The organism is Rhodothermales bacterium (assembly GCA_041391505.1).
In the GTDB taxonomy this organism is placed as follows: Bacteria; Bacteroidota; Rhodothermia; order Rhodothermales; family JAHQVL01; genus JAWKNW01.
The window spans coordinates 182,115-199,977 of record JAWKNW010000005.1 but is presented as its reverse complement, the minus strand read 5'-3'; the positions used below and the strand labels follow the sequence as shown (position 1 = coordinate 199,977).

18 protein-coding genes and 2 tRNA genes are annotated in these 17,863 nt (G+C 63.5%); 7 read left to right on the top strand and 13 right to left on the bottom strand.

The window, feature by feature from the left end; translation table 11 throughout:
- Window positions 1–27: 27 nt before the first annotated feature.
- The 6 genes from R2834_07570 to queA form a co-directional block, all read right to left on the bottom strand.
- Window positions 28–110 (bottom strand) — tRNA-Tyr (locus R2834_07570).
- A gap of 72 nt (window positions 111–182) precedes the next feature.
- Window positions 183–255 (bottom strand) — tRNA-Thr (locus tag R2834_07565).
- Window positions 256–327: 72 nt separating this feature from the next.
- Window positions 328–939: a DedA family protein gene (locus tag R2834_07560; protein MEZ4700172.1), complete on the bottom strand. Its 612-nt coding sequence runs from the start codon at window positions 937–939 to the stop codon at window positions 328–330.
- A gap of 51 nt (window positions 940–990) precedes the next feature.
- A complete protein-coding gene (ispF, locus tag R2834_07555) occupies window positions 991–1,464 on the bottom strand; it encodes a 2-C-methyl-D-erythritol 2,4-cyclodiphosphate synthase (protein MEZ4700171.1) in 474 nt (157 codons plus the stop codon).
- A gap of 11 nt (window positions 1,465–1,475) precedes the next feature.
- Window positions 1,476–2,177, bottom strand: a complete 702-nt coding sequence (gene ispD, locus R2834_07550; protein ID MEZ4700170.1) for a 2-C-methyl-D-erythritol 4-phosphate cytidylyltransferase — start codon at window positions 2,175–2,177, stop codon at window positions 1,476–1,478.
- A gap of 14 nt (window positions 2,178–2,191) precedes the next feature.
- Window positions 2,192–3,238, bottom strand: a complete 1,047-nt coding sequence (gene queA, locus R2834_07545; GenBank protein ID MEZ4700169.1) for a tRNA preQ1(34) S-adenosylmethionine ribosyltransferase-isomerase QueA — start codon at window positions 3,236–3,238, stop codon at window positions 2,192–2,194.
- Between the two features lie 565 nt (window positions 3,239–3,803).
- Between queA and R2834_07540 the strand changes: the two genes are divergently transcribed.
- Window positions 3,804–4,268 carry a hypothetical protein gene (locus R2834_07540; GenBank protein ID MEZ4700168.1) on the top strand — a complete coding sequence of 155 codons (465 nt, stop codon included), beginning with the start codon at window positions 3,804–3,806 and terminating at the stop codon, window positions 4,266–4,268.
- A 1-nt stretch (window position 4,269) separates the two neighbouring features.
- Complete coding sequence (locus R2834_07535) at window positions 4,270–6,519, top strand: TonB-dependent receptor (GenBank protein MEZ4700167.1); 2,250 nt, start codon at window positions 4,270–4,272, stop codon at window positions 6,517–6,519.
- A gap of 75 nt (window positions 6,520–6,594) precedes the next feature.
- On the opposite strand, the gene R2834_07530 is transcribed toward R2834_07535, so the two are convergent.
- Together R2834_07530 and topA are read right to left on the bottom strand one after the other, a co-directional pair.
- Entirely contained in the window at window positions 6,595–7,947 is a 1,353-nt protein-coding gene (locus R2834_07530) for a topoisomerase C-terminal repeat-containing protein (protein ID MEZ4700166.1), read from the bottom strand.
- A 26-nt stretch (window positions 7,948–7,973) separates the two neighbouring features.
- On the bottom strand, window positions 7,974–9,167 hold the full coding sequence (gene topA / locus R2834_07525) for a type I DNA topoisomerase (protein ID MEZ4700165.1): 1,194 nt from the start codon (window positions 9,165–9,167) through the stop codon (window positions 7,974–7,976).
- A gap of 219 nt (window positions 9,168–9,386) precedes the next feature.
- On the opposite strand from topA, the gene R2834_07520 reads away from it, so the two are divergent.
- From R2834_07520 to R2834_07505, 4 genes are all read left to right on the top strand, one after another.
- Window positions 9,387–10,244 carry a CPBP family intramembrane glutamic endopeptidase gene (locus R2834_07520; GenBank protein MEZ4700164.1) on the top strand — a complete coding sequence of 286 codons (858 nt, stop codon included), beginning with the start codon at window positions 9,387–9,389 and terminating at the stop codon, window positions 10,242–10,244.
- Between the two features lie 387 nt (window positions 10,245–10,631).
- On the top strand, window positions 10,632–12,227 hold the full coding sequence (locus R2834_07515; GenBank protein MEZ4700163.1) for a pyruvate, phosphate dikinase: 1,596 nt from the start codon (window positions 10,632–10,634) through the stop codon (window positions 12,225–12,227).
- Window positions 12,224–13,276: a putative PEP-binding protein gene (locus R2834_07510; protein ID MEZ4700162.1), complete on the top strand. Its 1,053-nt coding sequence runs from the start codon at window positions 12,224–12,226 to the stop codon at window positions 13,274–13,276. The genes R2834_07515 and R2834_07510 overlap by 4 nt, the downstream gene beginning before the upstream one ends.
- 94 nt (window positions 13,277–13,370) lie before the next feature.
- Window positions 13,371–14,969 (top strand): hypothetical protein, encoded by a 1,599-nt coding sequence (locus R2834_07505; protein MEZ4700161.1) that lies wholly within the window; start codon window positions 13,371–13,373, stop codon window positions 14,967–14,969.
- A 4-nt stretch (window positions 14,970–14,973) separates the two neighbouring features.
- On the opposite strand, the gene R2834_07500 is transcribed toward R2834_07505, so the two are convergent.
- Genes R2834_07500 through R2834_07485 form a run of 4 tightly spaced genes read right to left on the bottom strand, consistent with a single transcriptional unit; the run spans window position 14,974 to window position 16,338 of the window.
- Window positions 14,974–15,297 carry a hypothetical protein gene (locus tag R2834_07500; protein ID MEZ4700160.1) on the bottom strand — a complete coding sequence of 108 codons (324 nt, stop codon included), beginning with the start codon at window positions 15,295–15,297 and terminating at the stop codon, window positions 14,974–14,976.
- 14 nt (window positions 15,298–15,311) lie between these two features.
- Window positions 15,312–15,662 carry a hypothetical protein gene (locus tag R2834_07495; GenBank protein ID MEZ4700159.1) on the bottom strand — a complete coding sequence of 117 codons (351 nt, stop codon included), beginning with the start codon at window positions 15,660–15,662 and terminating at the stop codon, window positions 15,312–15,314.
- A gap of 45 nt (window positions 15,663–15,707) precedes the next feature.
- The gene (locus R2834_07490; GenBank protein MEZ4700158.1) at window positions 15,708–15,971 is read right to left on the bottom strand and encodes a hypothetical protein; all 264 of its coding nucleotides are present in this window, start codon (window positions 15,969–15,971) and stop codon (window positions 15,708–15,710) included.
- Between the two features lie 22 nt (window positions 15,972–15,993).
- The gene (locus R2834_07485; protein MEZ4700157.1) at window positions 15,994–16,338 is read right to left on the bottom strand and encodes a hypothetical protein; all 345 of its coding nucleotides are present in this window, start codon (window positions 16,336–16,338) and stop codon (window positions 15,994–15,996) included.
- Between the two features lie 326 nt (window positions 16,339–16,664).
- Here R2834_07485 and R2834_07480 point away from each other — a divergent pair, with 326 nt between their 5' ends.
- A complete protein-coding gene (locus tag R2834_07480; GenBank protein ID MEZ4700156.1) occupies window positions 16,665–17,195 on the top strand; it encodes a hypothetical protein in 531 nt (176 codons plus the stop codon).
- 9 nt (window positions 17,196–17,204) lie between these two features.
- Here R2834_07480 and R2834_07475 read toward each other — a convergent pair whose 3' ends face one another.
- The gene (locus tag R2834_07475; protein ID MEZ4700155.1) at window positions 17,205–17,810 is read right to left on the bottom strand and encodes a hypothetical protein; all 606 of its coding nucleotides are present in this window, start codon (window positions 17,808–17,810) and stop codon (window positions 17,205–17,207) included.
- Window positions 17,811–17,863 lie beyond the last annotated feature (53 nt).

Genomic DNA, 17,863 nt, shown 5'->3' with positions numbered 1-17,863 from the left:
TGCGACCTGAAACCGGTAATGTTGGAGTGGGCAGGGAAGGATTCGAACCTCCGTACTCGTACGAGAACAGATTTACAGTCTGTCGCCTTTAACCACTCGGCCACCTGCCCGTTCGTAAAGTGCCTGTTTATATCCCGTCCACGGTCATCGGGTGCCCCGACATGAACGAATTTAAGGTGAAGAGCTGGCGGAGGGACTCGAACCCCCGACCTGCTCATTACAAGTGAGCTGCTCTACCAGCTGAGCTACGCCAGCACCTTTTTTAAACAGAAGGGCGAATATACACGCCACGAGTCCTGCTGTCAACGGGCTCGCACGTCGCGTGTTTCATTCACGACTTTTCCTTCTGGATCGATACCACACGTACGCTACCGCCACCACCGTGAGCGCGAGGATGAACCATCCGTAGCCTTTCAGATAGACCGAAACGACTTCCCAGTTCTCGCCGACCAGATAGCCGGCCCAGATGATCACCCCCGTCCACACGAAGGCGCTGATGGTGGCGTAGGTCAGCGTCCGCATCCGGTGCATGTGCGCCATGCCGGCCGACAGGGAGATCACGGAGCGCGCCCCGCTCAAAAACCGGTTCGCCAGCACGACTTGGTACCCCCAGCGGTGGAGCCAGAGCCGCACCTTCCCCAGATACGTCTTCGGCAGCCAGCGCAGGCGATCCGGGTCGTACACGGCATCGCCGACCCAGAAGCCGACCGCGTACATCGTCATGAAGCCGAGCGCGCCCCCGAGGGTGGACAACGCCCAGACGCTGTACACGTTGAGATGCCCGATGCCGGCCAGATACCCCCCGAACACCACCACCATGTCGCCGGGAATCGGCGGCACCACGTTCTCTCCGTAGGCGATGGCCAGTATGACCAGATAGGCCCAGACCGGGGACAGCGCCTCGATCCAGGCGAAGACGTTCGAAAAAAGATCGGCCATACGTAGCGATGACTCAAAAAGCAGGGGCGAAGACAACAAACGGCGACAACCCTATCGCGCGAGAAGCAAACAGACGGCATACGCCGCCGCGCCGGCTTCGGAGCCGACAAATCCCAGTCGCTCCGTCGTCGTCGCCTTTACGGAGACGGCCTGTACCGGGATGCGCAGCAGGTCGCCGACGCAGGCGCGCATCGCATCGATGTGCGGCCGCAGCTTGGGGCGCTGCAACGCGACCGTCGCGTCCACGTTTCCGACCACATACCCGGCTTCCTCGACCAGACGAACCGTCTCGCGGAGCAAGTCGCGGCTGTCCGCCCCTTTCCAGCGCATATCCGTATCCGGAAAGTGCATGCCGATATCCCCGAGCGCCGCCGCGCCGAGCAAGGCATCCGTGATGGCATGCAACAGCACGTCGGCATCTGAATGGCCGTCCAGACCCGTTTCGTGGGGGATGGTCACCCCGCCAAGGATGAGCGGCCGGCCCTCCACCAGGCGATGCACGTCGTATCCAAAACCAATCCGCATGGGCGATCCCCTCAGGTTTCCATCGATGTCCAGAACGGCCAGAGGGCGACGGCAAGCTCCCAGTCTGCCGGCGTCGTGACCTTCATATTCAGCGGCCCGCCGGCGACGATCGCCACCGGGTACCCCAGACGCTGCACCAGCGCGACATCGTCCGTCGCATCGACGCCATCCCGCTCGGCCGCCGCGTGGGCCTCCTCGTACCACGCCCGCCGCGCTCCCTGCGGCGTTTGCATCCGGTAGAGGCCGTCACGAGGGATCGTCTCCCCAAAACGGGCACGATCGCCGCGACGCAAGGTATCCGTCAGTTCCACCGCCAGTGCGGCCGCCCCGGTCGTTCGCACGCCCTCGATCACGCGACTGATTTGCTCGGCGCGGATGAACGGACGCACGGCATCGTGCACCAGGACCATGTCCACGTCAGGAGGAAGCCGGCGCAGGGCGGAGCGAACCGAGGCCTGGCGCGTGGCGCCGCCCGGGGCGAGCAGCACCGGGACGTCGAGCGCGGCGGCCTCCAGCAGCGCGGCGATTTCGGCGTGGTCGGCTTCCGGAAGGGTCAGGACCAGGAGATCGATCTGCGGATGCGCCGCAAAGACGCGCGCCGTCCGTAGCAACAACGGCTCATCGCCGAGCAACCGGAACTGCTTGCGCTCGCCGCCGAGGCGCGCCCCCGAACCGGCGGCCGGCATGATGGCGGCAATTCGCTCCCCGGCCATGGCTTCGCCCGGCCTCAGAGGATCATCATCGCGTCGCCGAAGGAAAACAGGCGATACTCCTTCTCGATCGCTTCGCGATAGGCTTCCATCAGGAACTCGTGCCCCGCAAAGGCCGCCACAAGCATGACGAGCGTGCTGCGCGGCATGTGGAAGTTCGTGATCAGCCGCTCCACGATCCGGAACTCGTGCGGCGGGTAGATAAATTTATCCGTCCAGCCGCTGTCCGACTTCAGGGTGTAGGACGCCGAAAGGCTCGACTCCAGCGCACGCACGACGGTCGTGCCGACCGCGGTGACCTTGTTATGCTGGGATGTAAGCGCTTTGTTCACCGTCTCGGCCGACTCGGGCGAGATGATGTAGTGCTCCGAGTCCATCCGGTGTTTGGTGAGGTCTTCCACCTCCACCGGCCGAAACGTGCCCAGCCCCACATGCAGGGTCAGCGGAGCGACCTTGACCCCCTTACCCTGCAGCGTGTCGATGATGCCCGGCGTGAAGTGCAGGCCGGCCGTGGGCGCGGCGACGGCGCCGCGCTGTTCCGCGAACATCGTCTGGTACCGCTCGCGGTCCTCCTTCTCCACTTTCCGCTTGATGTACGGCGGGATCGGCGTCTGGCCGATCTCGTCGATCTTCCGGTACAACTCCTCGTTGTCGCCCTCGAAAACAAACCGAATCGTGCGCCCCCGCGATGTCGTGTTATCGATCACCTCGGCGATGAGCCCGTTCTCGAAATACAGCTTGTTGCCGATGCGAATCTTCCGGGCGGGGTCGACGATGACGTCCCACAGCCGGCTCTCTGGGTTCAATTCGCGCAGCAAAAAGACCTCGATGCGGGCGCCTGTCTTCTCCTTGTTCCCGTACATACGGGCGGGAAACACCTTGGTGTTGTTTACGACAAGCACATCTCCATCCGAGAAATACTCGACGATGTCGCTGAATACCCGGTGTTCGATGGTCCGTTTTTCCCGATTCAGCACCATCAGCCGCGCGCTGTCGCGGGGCTCTGCCGGATACTTGGCGATCAGCTCCTTGGGATAATCAAAGAGGAAATTAGACAGCTTCATGGAAGAAACCTGGTAATACGGGGATACTACGTCTGGCTACACGTACTGCATGGGTAGACGCGTAGCTCGCGGGAACACGAGCGTGCGCACCGGCCATGAGAGCGGTTGCGTAGGGGATGGTGGCTGCTGCGAGGACGCGCAATAGGGTGCGGCACATCAGAATTTGAAAAAGCGCGGCCGGGTGTGGGTTGCCGACCGCACGCAAGCTTCTTCGATTAAGCCGCATCCTCATAGGCATGGCGACAAAGTCGTTAGACAAGAAACGGTATGATGCCTATATTCAAATTTCGCAAATATAAGCGCATCTTCGCTCTGCTCCAAACGAACTTTTAGCGATGAAGATCGGCCTCGCGGTGGGTTTTTTGTCTGATCCAGCGTTCCCTGGACCGGTCGAGCCGGCTGGTGGTCGGGCCCGCCCGTCGCCCTGTTGCATCCTACAGGTGTGTCGCATAAGATCGTACCGAAACGCGGCCGGCCGCAACGCCAGCCGGCGTATACCCACTTCCCCCTTGTAGCGTCGACGCACTACCTTATCGCCCCCACGCCGTCATCCATTCCACCCCCCATGCGTACGCTTCTTGTCTTCGTTATCGCGCTGATCGTCGCTTCGGGTTGCGATCACGGCCTCGTGCCGCCCGAGCGGGACGCCGTCGGCGCGGTCCGCGGCACCATCACCTACACGGGCGCGTGGCCGTCTCCGGATTCGCTGTTCGACCTCCGCTTCGTCGGCATGCGCTTCATCCCCCAGGACACGTCGGATTTTCTTCAACTGAATCGGATGGTGATCAGCCCCGGGCTCCGGCGCAATGTCGAACAGGACACGTTTTTCATCGGCGACATCGATGAAGGCGTCCTCGTGTACAATGGCATCGCCGAGAAATTCGGACCCGGCATCCTGGACTGGCGGCCGGCGGCGCTCTACGAGGGCGGCGATGGCACCATCCAGATTCGCGAGGGAGAAGTCGTCACCATCGACCTTTACGTCGACTTCTCCACGCGCCCTCCCTTCCCTCCTGCTTCCGCCCGCTGACATGCCCCGATTTCTACTCGCCCACCTCCTCGCGGCGCTGGCGTTCGGCGCATTATCGACCGCTACCCTGGCCCAAACAGCCAGCATTTCGGGGCAGATCATCGATGCCGAGGGCGTCCCGCTGCCCGGTGCGAACGTGGCCATCGCGGGCACGGCCCGCGGCGCCGCCACGGATGCTGCAGGCCGCTACCGCATCGCCGGCCTCGCCGCCGGCACCTACGTCGTGGAGGTCTCGATGGTCGGGTTCGAGCGCATCCGGCAATCCGTGACGCTCGCGGATGGCGAGTCCCTGCAACTCGACGCCCAGCTGATGGAAGAGGTGCTCCAGAGCGACGGCGTCGTCATCATCGCGAACCGCCGCGAACAGCGCATCACCTCGGTGCCGGTGAGCGTGGCGGCGATGGCGCCCGAAGAACTGTCGCGGCGCAACGTGGTCTCGCTCGACGATGCGCTCCGGCACATTTCCGGCGTACAGGTGCAGGACAACCAGATCAGCGTGCGCGGCTCTTCCGGCTTCGCCTACAACGTGGGGAGCCGCGTCCTCCTGCTGATCGACGGCGTGCCCCTGTTGTCGCCCGATACGGACGGCGTGCCCTACGAAGGCCTGCCTTTTGCCCAGGTGGAACGGCTCGAGGTGCTCAAGGGACCCGGCTCGGCGCTCTACGGAAGCGGCGCGCTGGGCGGCGTGGTCAACCTCATCACCAAAACCTTCCCATCCCGCCCCACGACCCTCGTGCGGGCCTTCGCCGGCGCCTACGAGCCGGTCCGCTACGCCATCTGGCGCGAGCGATGGGACGGCGCCGATACGCCCAGGCCATTCGCCGGCGCCACGGTATCCCACGCCCGGCGCGTTTCCGAACGGTTCGGGTACTGGGTGGATGGCACGTTCCGCCGCAGCGAAGGGTACATGCGGCTCAACGAAAAAACCCTGTTTCAGACCCACGCCAAGGCCGGCTGGAACCCCAATGCCGACGTCCGTCTCGACGTGCTCGCCAACGTCCTCTACCGCAAAAAAGACGACTTCCTGTTTTGGAACGGCGCCCGCGACGCCCTGCAACCGGGCAGCCTCGCCATCACGAACTCCTCGGAACCGAGCGGGGCGACGGACAACGAGTCCAATCAGATCAGCCTCTTCCCCACCCTCACCCACGTCCTCAACCCCAGGCTGTTCTATCAGGTAAAAACCCGCCTGTATGCCGTTGGCGTACGGCCTATCGACTCCGCCGGCAACGTGCGCACCTATCGCGACGGCACCTACGGATTTCGGTATGGCGGCGAATACCTCCTCAACTGGAACCCGGGCCCGAACCGGTTTTTCACCGGCGGCGCCTCGATCGACGCCAACTCGACCCGTTCCAGCTTTTTTGTCAGCGCCGACGGGGATCCGATCGGAAGCCAGCCGGAAGGCGCGGTTTTCGGGCAGTGGGAGCAGAACATCGGCCCGCGGCTCAACGTGGTGGCCGGCCTCCGCTTCGATATCTACAGCATCGACGCCAGCGACACCGTATCCAAACTCAGCCCAAAACTGAACCTCGGCTATGCCTTCACGCCGCAATTCACGGCGCGCGCGGCATACGGGCAGGGTTTCCGGATACCGAGCCTGGGGGAACGGTTCGTGGACAACCGGGACTTCTTCCCCATCGTCCGCAACCTCAGCCTGCGCCCGGAGGAAAGCACGAGCTACGAACTCGGGCTCCGGGGCCTGATCCCGTTTACCGACCGGAGCGATGCCCTTCTCGATGTGGCGGTGTTCTGGAACGACTACTGGCGCCTCATCGAAACGAAGTTCATCCCTACCGAATCGGCCTTCCAGTTCGTCAACCTCATCCGCGCCCGCATTCGCGGCGCCGAGGCCTCGATCGAGGCCTCGCTGTTCGACGGGGCCGTGACCACCCGCGCCGGCTACACGTATCTGGATGCCCGCGACCTCAGCGCCGGCGAGGCCCTCGCGTTTCGTCCCCGGCACATGGTCTCGGCCTCGGCGGATGGGCGTTTCGGACGCTACCAGGCCGGCTTCGATCTGCGGTATGCCAGCGCCCCGGAAAGCGTCAATTCAGACTTCGCGCGGTTCGTCCCCGACGCGGAAACCCTGATCGATACGCGCGTCCTCGACCTGCGCGCCGGCGTCCAGTTCGGCCGGCTCCGCACCCTCCTCATCGTCCGCAACGCGCTCGAGTACTACTACATGGAACGCCCCGCCCTGCTCGCCCCGCCCCGGCATGCCATCCTGCAACTCCAGATGGAATTTTGAGATTCCATGATCAAGGATCAAGGAATGAGGATCAAGGAGAGTCTGCTCCATCCCTTGATCTTTAATCCTTGATCCTCATTCCTTCTTCTTCCTCCGTCCACCGCCTTTGGTCTTTTTCGCGCCGGCCTTTTTCGCCAGGAGTTCCAGCGCGGCCTCCATCGTCAGGGTGTCGGGGCTCGTGCCCTTGGGAAGCGAGGCGTTGACCTTCTGATGCTTCACGTAGGGCCCATAACGGCCTTCGAGGACCTCGATCGGCTCGCCGGATTCCGGGTGGTTGCCCAGCACCTTCAGCGCCTGCGTCTTCCCTTCCTTTTTCTGGAGCAGTTCGAGCGCGCGCGGCAGCTCGACGGAGAGCACGTCGTCTTCCGGCGTCAGCGAGGCGTAGGTGCGTCCGTGCTGAACGTACGGACCGTACCGTCCGATATGCGTCAGGATCGGCTGGCCGCTCTCGGGATGCACGCCGAGCTGCCGGGGTAGGGCGAGGAGCGCCGAGGCGGTGTCGAGGTCGACTTCCTCGGGGGCGATGTTTTTCGGGATCGAGATCCGCTTGGGCTTCCCGTTTTTCTCTTCTTCGCCGAGCTGCAAATAGACGCCGTAGGGTCCATTTCGCATCAGGATGGGCTCATTGGCGACCGGATCGATGCCGAGCACCCGATCTTCCTCGTTGCCTTGGGCGACGATCGATTCGAGCATTTCGAGCGTCAGATCGCCGGGGGCGATGTCCGCCGGCAGCGACGCCGTCAGCCGTTCGCCCTGCACCTCGCGCTCCGCATACGGGCCGTATCGCCCGACGCGCACGATGTACTCGCCCCATTTGGGCGACGTGATGGTGGACACGCTGCGGGCATCGATCCGGTCGAGCCCGCCTTCGACCAGCGTCTCGAGGCCGTTCTGCCCCTGGTAGAACTTCTTGAGATACGGCCCGGATTTCAGCGAGCCGGCCGCGATGTTGTCCAACTCCTCTTCCATCCCCGCCGTAAAACCGACGTTGACGAGTTGGTCGAACTGCTGTTCGAGGACGGCGTTGGTGGCGAACGCCGTGAAGGTCGGGATAAGCTGGTTGCTTTTCCGATTCACGTAGCCGCGCCCGATGATGGTATCAATGATCGTGGCATAGGTGCTCGGCCGGCCGATGCCTTCGTCTTCCAGCTTTTTGATGAGGCTGGCTTCGGTATACCGCGCCGGCGGTTTCGTCTCATGCCCCTCGGCCTCGATCTTGGTGCACTCGGGCTGATCGCCCTCCTTGAGGTCGGGCAGTGGCTGATCCTGGTCTTCCAGCGCCGCCTCGGGATCGTCGCTGCCTTCGACGTAGGCCCGGAAGAAGCCCGGAAACTCGATCGTTTTCCCCGAGGCCCGGAAGACCGCGATATCGTCGGCCGCGCCGGCTTCGATCCGCGCCGTCACCATCCGGAGCCGGGCGTCGGCCATCTGGGTGGCGACGGTACGCTTCCAGATCAGGTCAGACAGCGCCCTCGATGCCTTTCAGCCCGAGTTCGTCGCGCGTTTACCGCGCTGGCCGGGCGGATAGCCCTGTGCGCTTCCTGCGCGTTGTGCACCTGCCGCCGGTGAGGCGGCACCGTCGGATAGAGGTATTCCTCCCCGTAGCGCTGCACGATGGCGCGCCGGCTGGCATCGATGGCCTCGCCGGAGAGCTGCGTGGAGTCGGTACGCATATAGGTGATATAGCCCTGCTCGTAGAGCTGCTGGGCCACGCGCATGGTGTCGCGGGCGGAGAGTTTCAGCTTGCGGCTGGCTTCCTGCTGGAGGGTCGACGTGATGAACGGCGGGGCGGGTTTGCGGATCGAGAGCTTTTCCTCGACCTGCGCCACGCGCCACGGCGCATCCTTCAGTCGGTCGGCGAGGGATCGGGCGTCGGCTCCGCTGAGCAGCAGCACGTCCTTGCCAGCCGTGAGGCCCTTCTTGAGCTGACCGGTCTCGTCGTCGAAGTCCTTACCGGATGCGATGCGGATGCCCTGGTAATGCGTCATCACAGCGTCGAAGGGCTTCTTGTCCTTGCGCAGCGTCGCCTTGATGTCCCAGTACGTCGCCGGCACAAACAGCATGCGTTCCTTCTCGCGCAGCACGATCAGGCGGACGGCCACGCTCTGGACGCGGCCGGCGGAGAGCTTCGGCGCGATCTTTTTCCAGAGGAGCGGCGAAATCGAATAGCCCACGAGGCGATCGAGTACGCGCCGCGTCTCCTGGGCGTCGATCAGGTTGTAGTCCATCTCGCGCGTATGGTCGAGCGCCTCGAGAATCGCTTCCTTGGTGATCTCGTGAAACACCATCCGCCGCACGGGGATCTTCGGTTCGAGCACCTGCAGGAGGTGCCACCCGATCGATTCGCCCTCGCGGTCCTCGTCCGTCGCGATGTAGAGCTCATCGGCATCCTTCAGCGCGGATTTGAGTTCCTTGACGACTTTCTTCTTTTCGGGAGGGACGACGTAGATCGGCTGGAAGCCGTCGTCGACGTTGACGCCGAGCCGGGCCCACGCCTTGTCCTTGAGGTGCTCCGGAATCTGATCGGCGGACGCCGGCAAGTCGCGCACGTGGCCCATGCTGGCCTCGACGCGAAACTCACTTTCAGGGAGGTATCTGCGGATCGTCCGGGCTTTGGTGGGGGATTCAACTACGAGCAGTCGCTTCATGTATACGGAATAATTCGTTCGCGAAGAGAGCGGGAGAAGCGGAGCGTTCCGTGAAAGGCGCCGGCGAATTTTTGAGTGCCGAGGTCACACGCCCGTCGACAGACAACGTTCCAGCCGGCCGGCGGCGGGAGGAGGCCGGGGCGAGATGCATATCTCCAAATATCGTATCTTGCGCCTTTCAGACACGCCCTTCCCCCGGAGATGGTAGCTGCAACTCTTATGAGAACCCGGCTTTTTCGCCACGTGCGCGAAGCCCCGATGCTTCTCCTGCTCATCGTTTTGCTGGTCGATCTCTTTCTGAACCGGCTCTACCTTTCGTTCTTCCATTACCCGCTCGATGCCATACAAGACATCTCATCGGGCATGGTTGGACCGCTTCTTTCGTTAAGTTTTATCAAAATTGCCTTCATCGTCGTCGGCGTTGTGATCTGGATCGGGCGCTTCAAACCCCGGGAACTGGGGCTCTGGGTGCGCAATATCCCCGCCGGCATCCTGACGACCGTTTTCCTCTGGGCCGCCATGCAGGCCAGCATGATGCTGGCCGCCTTCCTCAGCCAGGGGTTCGTCCGCTTCTCCGACGCCATGGAGGGGTTGAATCCGCTGTGGTCCATGGCTACGCTCGTGGTCTTCGCCCTGTCGAAGGCCATGTTCGACGAGATCACCTACCGGGGCCTCCTGCTTCCCCAGCTGCACACCAAGCTCCAGCGATACGTCCCGTTTTCCACCGGGATCAACCTCATCCTGGCGGTGCTGATCTCGCAGCTGATTTATGTGATCATCCAGATCCCGTTGATCGATTTCGGCGAAGGGAACGAGTACCATCTCACCAGCGCCATCGTGTCGGTCTTTTCGCTGAGCATCCTGAACGCGCTGATCTTCCTGCGGACCAAGAACTTGTATATCGCCGTGGGCGTCCACGCCCTGTGGTATGCGATCGCGCTGTTCGCCGAAACCGATTTCCCGCCCCGCATCGCGCTGGCCACCCTCGTCATTTTACTGATCGCCATCTGGCCGCTGCTGCCAGACCGTCGCACCGTGCTGTATGCGCAGCCGCTCGAGGATCAGAGTCTGTATTAGAGATCAAGGATCAAGGATTAAAGATCAAGGGGAATACGCCCTGATCCTTGTTCGTTAATCCTTGATCGTCAATCCTTGATCGTTCAACTCTTCCCCCTCCCGTATCTATTTTTCGTGGAATCTGCGGTAAACTTTCTGGAGCACGGAACACCGGATTGACTTCATGCTTTGGCTGTGCCGTACTTTACGCGCTTTTTCAGCGCAGGCCGGCGCACGCCAACCGCATGCCAACCGCATGGCGCCACCCCCTCTATGCCCACACCCATTCGCACAGCTGGATGCGTATGATTTGCAGTGCCCACAATATGACCGGGTCCCCTGCTTCCAGAACTGTACAGGGACCCACCTTGCAGCCATCAAACGACTCTTGAACAGGAGGACCATAGTATGAGTGATAACACCAAGTATGTTTATTTATTCGGAGACGGAAAAGCCGACGGTACCCGGGAGATGAAAGCGCTCCTGGGCGGCAAAGGGGCCAACCTCGGCGACATGAGTTCGATCGGCCTGCCGGTTCCTCCGGGGTTCACGATCACGACTGAATGCTGCAAGTACTACAACGAGCACAACCATTCCTGGCCGGCTGAACTCGAAGCGCAGGTGCGCAACGGCATCGCGTCGCTCGAACGCATGATGAACGCCGGCTTCGGCAAACCCGAAAATCCCCTCCTCGTATCCGTCCGCTCCGGCGCCGCGGTCTCCATGCCGGGCATGATGGACACGGTCCTCAACCTCGGTCTCAACGACGCCGTCGTGGAAGGCCTCGCCAAGCTGACGCAGAACGAACGCTTCGCGTACGACTCGTATCGCCGCTTCATCGACATGTTCGGCGACGTCGTGATGGGCGTCGCGCACGAACACTTCGAAGAGGCGATCGACGCCCTGAAGGAAGAGCGCGGGGTGAAAAGCGACCTCGACCTGTCCGCGGCCGACCTGAAGACGCTCGTGGAGCGCTACAAAGCCATCTACCGCGAGCACAAGGGCGACATGTTCCCCAGCGACCCGTACGAGCAGCTGCGGTATGCGGTCAACGCCGTCTTCAATTCGTGGGACAGCGAGCGCGCCGTCAAGTACCGCACGATCAACAAGATCCGCGGGCTCATCGGGACGGCCGTGAACGTCCAGACGATGGTGTTCGGCAACATGGGTGACGACTGCAGCACCGGCGTGTGCTTCACCCGGAATCCGTCCAACGGCGACAACCACCCGTACGGCGAATACCTGATCAACGCGCAGGGCGAAGACGTCGTCGCCGGCATCCGCACGCCGCACGAAATGACGCTCATGGAGCGCGAACTGCCCGAGGCGTACCGGGAGCTCATCAGCACGATGAGCCTCCTCGAGAAGCATTACAAGAACATGCAGGACATCGAGTTCACGGTCCAGAAGGGCAAGCTCTTCATCCTGCAGACCCGTAACGGCAAGCGCACGGGCGCCGCGGCCATCAAGATCGCGGTCGACATGGTCCGCGAAGGCCTCGTGACCGAAAAGGCCGCCGTCGCGGATCTCGTCGAACCGGGCCACCTGGATCAGCTGCTGCATCCCCGCTTCGAGAACGAAGCCGCCTACGCGTCGCGCGTCATTGCGAAGGGGCTGCCCGCCTCGCCGGGCGCCGCGGTCGGTCAGGTCGTCTTCTCCGCCCACGAGGCGGAAGAAGCCAAGGCCGCCGGCAAACATGTGATCCTCGTCCGTATCGAAACCAGCCCCGAAGACGTCGGCGGCATGGATGCCGCTCAGGGCATCCTGACCTCACGCGGCGGCATGACCTCGCACGCGGCGGTGGTCGCGCGCGGCTGGGCAAGCCCTGCGTGGCCGGCTGCGGCGACGTGGTCATCAACTACAAGAACAAGTCGTTCGTCAGCGGCAGCACGGAGATCAAGGAATGGGACTGGATCTCCATCAACGGCTCGACGGGTGAAGTCGTCAAGGGCAAGGAGCCGCTCGTGGCGCCGACGCTCAGCGGCGACTTCGCCACGTTCATGAGCTGGGTCGACAAGTTTCGCACGATGGGGGTCCGCACGAACGCGGACGCGCCGGCGGACGCCGCGAAAGCCATCGAGTTCGGCGCCGAGGGCATCGGCCTCTGCCGCACCGAGCACATGTTCTTCGAAGAGGATCGCATCATCAACATGCGTCAGATGATCCTCTCCAAAACGGAGAAAGACCGCCGCGCGGCGCTTGCCAAGCTCCTTCCGCACCAGAAGAAGGACTTCCTCGGCCTGTTCAAGGAGATGGCCGGTAAGCCGGTGACGATCCGTCTGCTCGATCCGCCCCTCCATGAGTTCCTCCCGCACGACGCGGAAGGCCAGCAGCAGATGGCGAAGGAGATGGGCATCCCGGTCGAACAGATCGTCGCCCAGGTCGAGGCCCTGTCCGAGTTCAACCCGATGCTCGGGCATCGCGGCTGCCGGCTGGGCATCACCTACCCGGAAATCACGGAGATGCAGGCGCGCGCCATCCTCGAGGCGGCCGTGGAACTGAGCCAGCAGGGCGTCAAGGTGCTCCCGGAAATCATGGTGCCGCTGATCGGCACGGTGGAAGAATTCGTCAACCAGAAGCAGATCATCCTCGCCACGGCGGAGAAGGTCTTCGCCGAAAAGGGCGCGAAGGTAGAGTACCTGATCGGGACGATGATCGAAATCCCGCGCGCCGCCCTCACCGCGGCGGACATCGCGCAGGAAGCCGAGTTCTTCTCGTTCGGCACGAACGACCTCACCCAGATGACGTTCGGATACAGCCGCGACGACGCCGGCCGCTTCCTGCCCCAGTACGTGGAGTCCAAGATCCTGCAGGAAGACCCGTTCCAGTCGCTCGACCGGAACGGCGTCGGTCAGCTGGTTCGGATGGGCACCGAGGGCGGCCGCAAGACGCGTCCGAACCTCAAGGTGGGCATCTGCGGCGAACACGGCGGCGACCCGTCGTCGGTTCATTTCTGCTACGAAGTGGGCATGAACTACGTCTCCTGCTCGCCCTTCCGCGTGCCGATCGCTCGCCTCGCCGCCGCCCAGGCGGAACTGAAGGCGAAGAAATGATCCGCACGCGATGAGCTGGCTCGCAGGCTGCATCAGCCCGAATCGTTCATTGATCGCACAAACCAGGAGTCTGGCCAGCCAGGCTCCTGGTTTTTTGTTTGAGATCGAGGCCGGCCCCCGCTACCTCGCCGGCGGCGGCATTCCCGAAACGTGCCGGCACGGCGATGGCTGGGCCATCGTGGGCGTGGGGCTCAACGTCGCCGGAACGCGCGCCCGTGTCCACGGCGACGCCGAGTGGGCTATCGCGCTACCGGCAGACGGCCATTTCGTCGCCGTCCGCCACGATGCGGATGGACTCGCACTCCATGCCGATCCACTCGGCCTGCGTGCCCTGTATTTCGTCCGCGATGGCGATACGCTCGTGTTCTCGACGCGGCTGGACTGGATCGCCGCCCTCACCGGCAGGCGCCGGCTGGATGCCGCTGCCTTCGGCGCGCACTGGCTGCTCTTCAACCAGCTGGGGCACGGTGCACTGCTGGCCGGTGTGGAACGACTCGGGCCGGGCCAGACGCTTCGCGTCGACAAGGCGGGCACGCGGTTGTCACCTACAGCCGCTTGGATGCCGCGCGATCAACCGGTGAACCCGATCGCTTTCGAGCAAGCCCTCCAGCCGCTCGTCTTTCCGGATGATCCCGGCGGGCTGTCGCTCTCGCTGGGCCTGTCCGGCGGCATGGATTCGCGGCTGCTGCTCGCCCTTCGATCCGCGGACGCGCCCATCCGCCTGCATACGTTCGGCGATGCACACGATCCGGACGCCGCGATGGCGCGCCGGCTGGCCCGGGCAGTCGACCTGCCCATCGCCACCATCGACGCCCCGCTCCCCGATGCCGAAACCTGTCTGGCGCTGCTTCGCGGGCACATGGCGCTCACCCAGGCGGTCTCTCCCGCATCGGGCGTGCTCGGACTGCGGCATTTCGCGGCGCTGCGTGAAAAGGGATCGTGGCTCATCGACGGCGGGTTCGGGGAGGTGGCGCGACAGCAGTACCTGAACCGGCTCCGACTGCGCGGACGGAAGGTATTCGCCCGGCGCGACGCCGCTGGCGTGATGCCCTTTCTCCGTTTGCATCGGGTGGATGTGTTTTCTGCGGAGGCGCGGCGGCAGTACGAGGCCGGTGCTATGCAGGAACTGGACGCCGCATTGGCGGCCTTGCCGACTTCACTGAATGTGGACGATGCCCTGGATCTCCTTTCAATCCGCGCCCGGTTGCCCAATTTTTTTGGCTACGAACAAAATCGTCTCGATGGCGAGATCCTGAATTTCATGCCGTTCGCGCAGCCCTCGGTGTTGCACGCGCTGTTTGCGACGCCGACGGCGCGGCGCCGGCACGGTCGCCTGTTTCGGGAGTTGATCCGGGCGCATCAGCCTGCGTTGACACGGTTTCCGCTGGTGAAGGGTCTGCAGACATATCCTTTTGCCTTCCCCCCACTGCCGGCCTATCTGTGGACCGAGGCCGCGCGCCGTGTCCGGCCCGCGCGGATCACGCCTATGCAAGGGCGTTTTTTATGGCTCATGGAATCAGTAGCCCGGGATCGGGTACGGGACCAGTCGGTCCGCGAGGATGGGCGCTACGACCATGCCCGGCTTCTGGAACTGGTGGACGGGTATTATGAACGCCGGCACAGCCGTGTCACCGAGTTGGACTGGTGGCTCGCCCTGGATGCGTGGTGGTCTTCGCTGGATGGGCCGAGTTGACCGTTCACGAACGGGCCCGACGCCGCGCGGGGGCGGCCGGCTCGAACAGCTCGTCGGCGGGGGGAGGCAGTTCGATACGCCCTTGCTCTTGATCAGGGGCGTCGCCCGTCTCCAGGGCCTCGACACGATGGGAGAGATCGGAAGTAGCCTTACGGACCGCCTCTTCGATCATGCGCGACAACTCGCTCTGGGTCAGCGTGTCGCCGGTAGCATGCCCGGCACCCGCCGTCTGCCGTTCGCGCATGAACGCCAGCACCATCTTGACAATACCGGAGAACGTCCCCGCGAGAATGGAGACGATGACGATGATAAATATTTCTTCGGGCATGCGCTACGGTTCGGTCAGGTTACAGAGCGCCGGCCGCGCTGCGTGCTGACGCCGGCGAGGTCCTGGGGCATATCAGGTTCGTCAAGCAGGATCGTCTGCTGCGGCGAGGGCAGGCGCAGCGCCGGGGCGCCATCGTTCAGCTGACGTTCGAGCCGGTCGATGCGGGCGAGGATTGGCGCGTTGGCCTCTTCCACCACCCGGGTCAGCATCGCTTCGAGTTCGCTGGACGTCAGGGATTCGGCGGCGGAAGGTGTGCCACCTGACTTCGCGGACACGTAGGCCGTCCACACCTTGAGCAGGCGCGTGATCAGGAACGTGCTGGCGGCGATGGCGATGATCGAGAGAACCAGGATTTCATCGGGCATGGCGTCTTCGGCGGGCGATATCGCCGCGGTAGATGAACGGAGCGGTCAGGATGCGGGCGGCAACGCGCGGGTGCGCTGGTCGAGCGTGTCCTCGAGTTCGTCGATACGCGCCTGTAGCGGCGCGTTCGCCTGCTCGACGGCATCCTGGATCAGGAGGCGCAGTTCGCTGGACGTGAGGCTGTCGCCGGCATCGGAGCCGCCGCCGAGGCGATGCTTGTTGGCGTACTTCCATTTCGCATGATCGAGGCTCATCTTGACGATGGCCGAGCACGCGCCGAAAATGATGGCAATGATCAGAACAGGTTCCATAGACGATCCAATGCGTGTCTGGCTAGCGCGTGCGGTGGCGAGGGCGCGACGAGGCCGGCTCCTCGACATCCTCCTCCGTCTCGAAAACATCCAGCCGTCCGCTGCGCCCGGCTTCCGGGAGTTCGGCTACCGGGTCTTCCGGGGCCTCACCGGAGCCGGACTCCAGTCGGTCGAGACGCTCGCGAAGGGGTTCGATGGCTTCTTCGACCACCTCGCGGATGAGGCCACGCAGGTCGCTTTCCGTGAGGGTATCCTGCGAGGCCTGGCCGGCCTTGATACGGAGTTTTTCCTGCTCGTGATCCATGGCCCATTTGACGATGAAGCCCACGAATCCAAAAATGACGAGAAGTATCGGTATCGCTACCATGGACACAAAGTCATGTTACCAGATCATTCCACCAGGAGAGACAGCCGGCGAGCTGCAGAGGCGTACGGAAGTATACGGATCCTGTTACGCTTTCTCCATGAACACGCCCTTGAGGGGCGAACTTTTTCAGCCGCCGCGGGAGAAATTGCGCCGTACATTTCAGCAATTGCGGCTGCACCGTACCTTTCGGCAACTTGCGCGCGCTTCCCGCTTTTAAGGGGCACATCGGGAACGGCCTCCCACAGGGTCCGTACGGCGCGTGTTGCGCTGCCGCCTCCGTTCCCCTTGCGCGTACTGTTTCACCGTCTACATAGATCACCCGTCGCATGAAGCGAAGCCGTAACGTCACGCTATTCGTCCTGTTGATTCTTCTTGCCCTGTGCATCCCCAGCCAGGCGACCCGGGCCCAGGGCTCTATCAAGACGCGTTTTGGCATCGGCATGAACATGGCCATGAGCGTGGACAACGGCTTCGGGCTCGGCTTCAGGGGCCGGGTCTCCTCGCCCATCAACAGCGACTTCTCGCTCGCGATCGGCATGGGCTTTACCGGGTTCGTCCTGCGCGGGCGCGACGATGCGTCCTTCGTCTTCGATCCGCAGGTTTCGGGCATCATCAACCTGCCGTCCACCACGCCGGACGCCGAGATTTACCTGCTCGCCGGCCTCGGCGCGTACGTGCCGCTCTCCCAGAACACCAGCAGCAACGAAAGCGGGCCCAGCATCCATTTCGGCATCGGCCGCGTGCAGTTGCTGCAGGAGTCGTCGTTCTTCTACGAGATCAACCCGGCCGTCATCGTGGGGCAAACCGCCGTCCAGTTCATCCTGCCCTTCCGCGTCGGCCTCATCTTCGGGAACTGACGCGCGGCGTCAGAGGCGGCGCAGGATGGCCTGCAGCCGTTCGTGATCGTCGCGATAGAGCCGGCTCAGGACCCGCCCGGCATCGATCACCACGCTCCGGCCTTCCGCCGGCGTGGGTCTGGATTCGCGCAGCGCACGCAGGGTCGCAGCCAGCAGATCTTCCGCCGAGACCGCCTCATCGATCCGCGACGCCAGCGTGCGGAGCACGTCGAACGGCGCCCCGATAGCCTGAACGACGGCATCCGGAGCCTCCATGACAAAGTCGTGGATGGCGGGCGGATGGGGCGGCACCGTCTGACGAAGCCGGCCCCCGGCGTCGACGTGCGCCAGGAGATGAACGTCTACCGTCGTGCGGAGGAGTTCGAGCACGTGGGGCATCTCGCGCTGGAGCGCTTCCCGCTCACGCCCGAGCGCCACGGCCTGCCGGTTCGACACCATGCTGCCGCGCTCTACATAACCCACCACGCCGAGGGTAAGCACCCCGTCGCTGCTGCGCGTGGCGACCCAGGCGCCGAACGCGGGGACGTCCGCCTCACGCATCACTTCGGCGGTATAGCCGCCGGTACTCGATGCGATCACTTCGGCGATCGCCGGCCCATCGGTTGTCTGTATCATAGGTAGCATCTACTGGATGGCCGACCGGGGCGGACGGCGCCGCGTCCTGCCCG